A 3280-nucleotide genomic window follows, 5' to 3' on the forward strand; every position below is an offset into this window, starting at 1 on the left:
GCTTTGATTTTCAAAGCATAACCCCGTAGGGCAAGAGGAAAAAACAGGGCTTGCCCGGTTTCCTCTTGCTGTTCTATCGAACACCCTCCCCAGCGCGAAATTAGCAAAGGGGACGGGGAGAGATAGAGCCTATCCCACACACGTGAACACCCACGAAAACCGCACACCCGGTACACAACAGAAATACCCAACAAAACCGCACAACAGAACGTGTCCGGAACACCACAAAAAACTCATCGGTCGGGGAGCGCCGCACGGCAAGGGGGTGTACCAACACTCCCGACGAGTGCAGCCGTTTACTTGGATATATGATATAAGTTATTTTGATTCTGTCACAAATTCAAAAGGATTGCAGTATGTGCCGTTTCGGAACTTACTGCAATCCTTCATTTGTCGTCATAATGCCCCCAGGCTGAAATGATAAACACAATTACGGTAGTCTCGTTGACCATATACCTGATACGGTTCTTCTTGTCCAGCTGCCTTGACCAGACACCCTCCAGGTATCTCAACTGTTCCGGATGCCCTGTACCCGTGTACGGGTGTTCCCGGAGTTCATCAAGCAGCTTCTCCAGCTTCCTGAAAAGCTGCGGAGAGGATTTTCTCATCAACAGGACATGTTTTACCGCTTCTTTGGAAAATTCTATCTCATACATTGCCTTCGCCCTCTATACGGTTAAGAAAATCGTCCAGAGACTCGTTTTTAGCCATTCTGAAGGTATTTCCGTTTCGGATATCTTCAATACCTCTCTGGATGGCCGCAAGTTCTTCCTTTGAAGGGAAATCACCTTCTCTGACTGCACACACCATAATAGGGGCTGCATTGCGTCTGGAGACCAGGATCGTTTCCGTCTCTGCCATTTCGAAGTATTTCTTCTGATTGGCACGAAATTCGCGTGTTGTAACAATCTGCATAGTTCTAATATATTGGTTTTCACCGCAAAAATAGGGATAAAAATCAATAAAACAAAAGTTTTGTGTACTTATTTGTGTACACGCGCGGAAAATTCGTTCCTCAAAGAACGCTGCGCTGGCTTTTGCTTTGCTTTCACAAACATTCAAAAAGTCGTTTTTCGCGGATTTGAAGGTCTGGAAGCCACATTCCGGCTAAAATTTTATGACTTGTTTTTAAGCATTACTTGTTATATGCTTATCGACTTTTGAAAAACATGTTTTAATAATCTGATAAACAATAAATTACAAGCAATAACAAGAATCTAACTACGACTTTTTGAATACTAACTACGACTTTTCGAATACTATTTCAAAGTTTAACTACGACTTTTTGAATACTAATCACACAATCTACGACTTTTATTTGTTAAAGTCGTTTTTAATACTTATATTTGCACAAAACACTGATAATTATGGCAATAGTAAACAAAGACCTTATCCAAAGTTATATTATGACTACGGCAAAATATGACTTTAATGTGTACGAAAAGCGTATCATTTATCGTCTTGTAGAAATGGCTCAAGGAGAGCTGCAAGGCATAAAATTCGCTGATAACTGTCAGAAGATAGAGCATGATCTTTTCAGTTGCGTAAATATAACCATGCCTATCGCCTGCCTGCTTAATGGAGAGGACGACAAGAATTATGCGAGAGTAAAAGAAGCCCTACAGTCGCTTCAGCGAAAGATCTTTGAGTATGAAGATGATGAAATCTGGCAAAGTATCTCTATCATAGCCTTGCCTTATATACGGAAGCGTTCTTCAGTCTTGTCCTTTCAGGTACACCCACGTGTATGGGACTGCATACTTGATTTCTCAAAGGGCTTCAGGAAATACGAACTAAAAGCAGCCATGAGCTTTAAGAGTCAGTTTTCAATGCGCTTTTATGAGTTACTGAGCAACCAGAAAACTCCTCTGATATACTCTATAGAACAACTAAAGGAAATGTTTTGTGTGGCAGATAAGTATGAGCGAATAAATGATTTCATGCGCAAAGTAGTAGAAGCTGCAAAAAAAGAACTTGATGAAGTCAGCCCATATACCTTTGAGTACACACCGCTCAAAACAGGACGAAAGATAACGGCCATAAAGTTTTATCCAGTATATCAACCGGAACACCGTGACAGTGATTTGGAAAAACATGACCTTCAAAAACAGACAGCTTTAAGCTGGTCGTTAGCTCCGGAAATAAGAAGTTATCTTAAAAACTCGATTGAGTTTTCAGATAAAGAGATTAAGAATAATCTGGATCTGTTTATATCAGCACAAACCTTACTTCCGGATTTCCTTAATGAACTTGCCATTCTAAAAGGGAAATCAAGGGAAAAGAAGAACCCAAAAGGTTATATAATCAATGCTATCAAGGGAAAAATTAAAGACAGAAAGAAACTTTGATTATGTTACACAATCAAAAAAACAACGATATGAAAGAAGGAGATTTGATATTGGTATCTGCTGAAGCCACAGGCTTAGGAAAGCCAATGGAAGCCGTTATAGACAAGATTGAGACATTCATGAGACAAACCCTTGTAACGGTCACTTACACGCAACCAGACGCCTTATCCGGCTTTGGAGGGTGCTTTGTGGATTCTCATATCACTTTAAGCAAGGAAAAGACCAAGTAACCTGAATATATTTCAGGAATATTCGGTATATTTGTAGTATATTCAATTAAAAAGAAGCATAAAATCAGCATATCAAGCATATTATAAGCATATTTATATCAATCGGTTAAGGTATGACAGATAAAGCAACCATACAACCCAAAAGCAAGCCGGAAAAGACTACAATCTCAATAAGCGGAGAAACATCTGAACGGCTGGAGATATACTGCCGGGCAAACGGCATATTACGGAAAGAGTTCGTTTCTCTCGCCCTGGAATACTTTGAACGCACAGGTTTCGACCTGAAGAGTAACGCACTTGATTACTCCCCCTTGGAAAAGATCATCGGAGAATTGAATGAAGTAAAAGCGACCATGCAGACAAGCAATGAGGGAACAGAAGCGATTCGCCAACTACTACAGGCAGTCCGGGAACAGACCGCAAAACAGCTTCCAGCTCCAGAACTTATAGCCCAGGCAACAGAAGCAAAGGCCAAAGCGGAAAGTCTGGCCGCAGAACAGGCCAAAGAACTACAGGTTCTTCAGGAAGAAAACAACCGATTGCGTAACGAAATCAAAGCTCTTCAGGAGTATAAAGAAAAAGCACACCGGGAACTTTGCCGTGTACGTGACGAACAAAAAACAATAGGGAAAATCAAAGTAAATACAGAACTGTAACAGCCAGTCGGGTAGAAAATAGGTAGAAAAACGGCATAACGATTGG

5 protein-coding genes are annotated in these 3280 nt (G+C 40.8%); 3 read left to right on the top strand and 2 right to left on the bottom strand.

Going from position 1 to position 3280, the window contains the following annotated elements:
• Nucleotides 1-386: 386 nt before the first annotated feature.
• Together BQ5591_RS00265 and BQ5591_RS00270 are read right to left on the bottom strand one after the other, a co-directional pair.
• Nucleotides 387-656 carry a Txe/YoeB family addiction module toxin gene (locus BQ5591_RS00265; RefSeq protein WP_032536520.1) on the bottom strand — a complete coding sequence of 90 codons (270 nt, stop codon included), beginning with the start codon at nt 654-656 and terminating at the stop codon, nt 387-389.
• Nucleotides 649-915: a hypothetical protein gene (locus BQ5591_RS00270; protein WP_005812757.1), complete on the bottom strand. Its 267-nt coding sequence runs from the start codon at nt 913-915 to the stop codon at nt 649-651. Before BQ5591_RS00270 ends, BQ5591_RS00265 begins: the two co-directional genes overlap by 8 nt.
• A 452-nt stretch (nt 916-1367) precedes the next feature.
• On the opposite strand from BQ5591_RS00270, the gene BQ5591_RS00275 reads away from it, so the two are divergent.
• From BQ5591_RS00275 to BQ5591_RS00285, 3 genes are all read left to right on the top strand, one after another.
• Nucleotides 1368-2348, top strand: a complete 981-nt coding sequence (locus BQ5591_RS00275; RefSeq protein ID WP_071147991.1) for a replication initiation protein — start codon at nt 1368-1370, stop codon at nt 2346-2348.
• Nucleotides 2349-2377: 29 nt separating this feature from the next.
• Nucleotides 2378-2578, top strand: coding sequence for a hypothetical protein (locus tag BQ5591_RS00280; protein WP_071147993.1), 201 nt, complete (start codon nt 2378-2380; stop codon nt 2576-2578).
• 113 nt (nt 2579-2691) lie between these two features.
• Nucleotides 2692-3234 carry a BfmA/BtgA family mobilization protein gene (locus BQ5591_RS00285; RefSeq protein ID WP_071147992.1) on the top strand — a complete coding sequence of 181 codons (543 nt, stop codon included), beginning with the start codon at nt 2692-2694 and terminating at the stop codon, nt 3232-3234.
• The last annotated feature ends 46 nt before the right edge of the window (nt 3235-3280 follow it).

Origin of the sequence: Bacteroides ndongoniae, from assembly GCF_900108345.1 — a bacterium.
Taxonomy (GTDB): domain Bacteria; phylum Bacteroidota; class Bacteroidia; order Bacteroidales; family Bacteroidaceae; genus Bacteroides; species Bacteroides ndongoniae.

What these genes read in the sequence shown, in the direction of transcription:
- BQ5591_RS00265 (WP_032536520.1), bottom strand. Translation starts at nt 656, where the DNA reads ATGTATGAGATAGAATTTTCCAAAGAAGCGGTAAAACATGTCCTGTTG.
- BQ5591_RS00280 (WP_071147993.1), top strand. Translation starts at nt 2,378, where the DNA reads ATGAAAGAAGGAGATTTGATATTGGTATCTGCTGAAGCCACAGGCTTA.
- BQ5591_RS00285 (WP_071147992.1), top strand. Translation starts at nt 2,692, where the DNA reads ATGACAGATAAAGCAACCATACAACCCAAAAGCAAGCCGGAAAAGACT.
- BQ5591_RS00270 (WP_005812757.1), bottom strand. Translation starts at nt 915, where the DNA reads ATGCAGATTGTTACAACACGCGAATTTCGTGCCAATCAGAAGAAATAC.
- BQ5591_RS00275 (WP_071147991.1), top strand. Translation starts at nt 1,368, where the DNA reads ATGGCAATAGTAAACAAAGACCTTATCCAAAGTTATATTATGACTACG.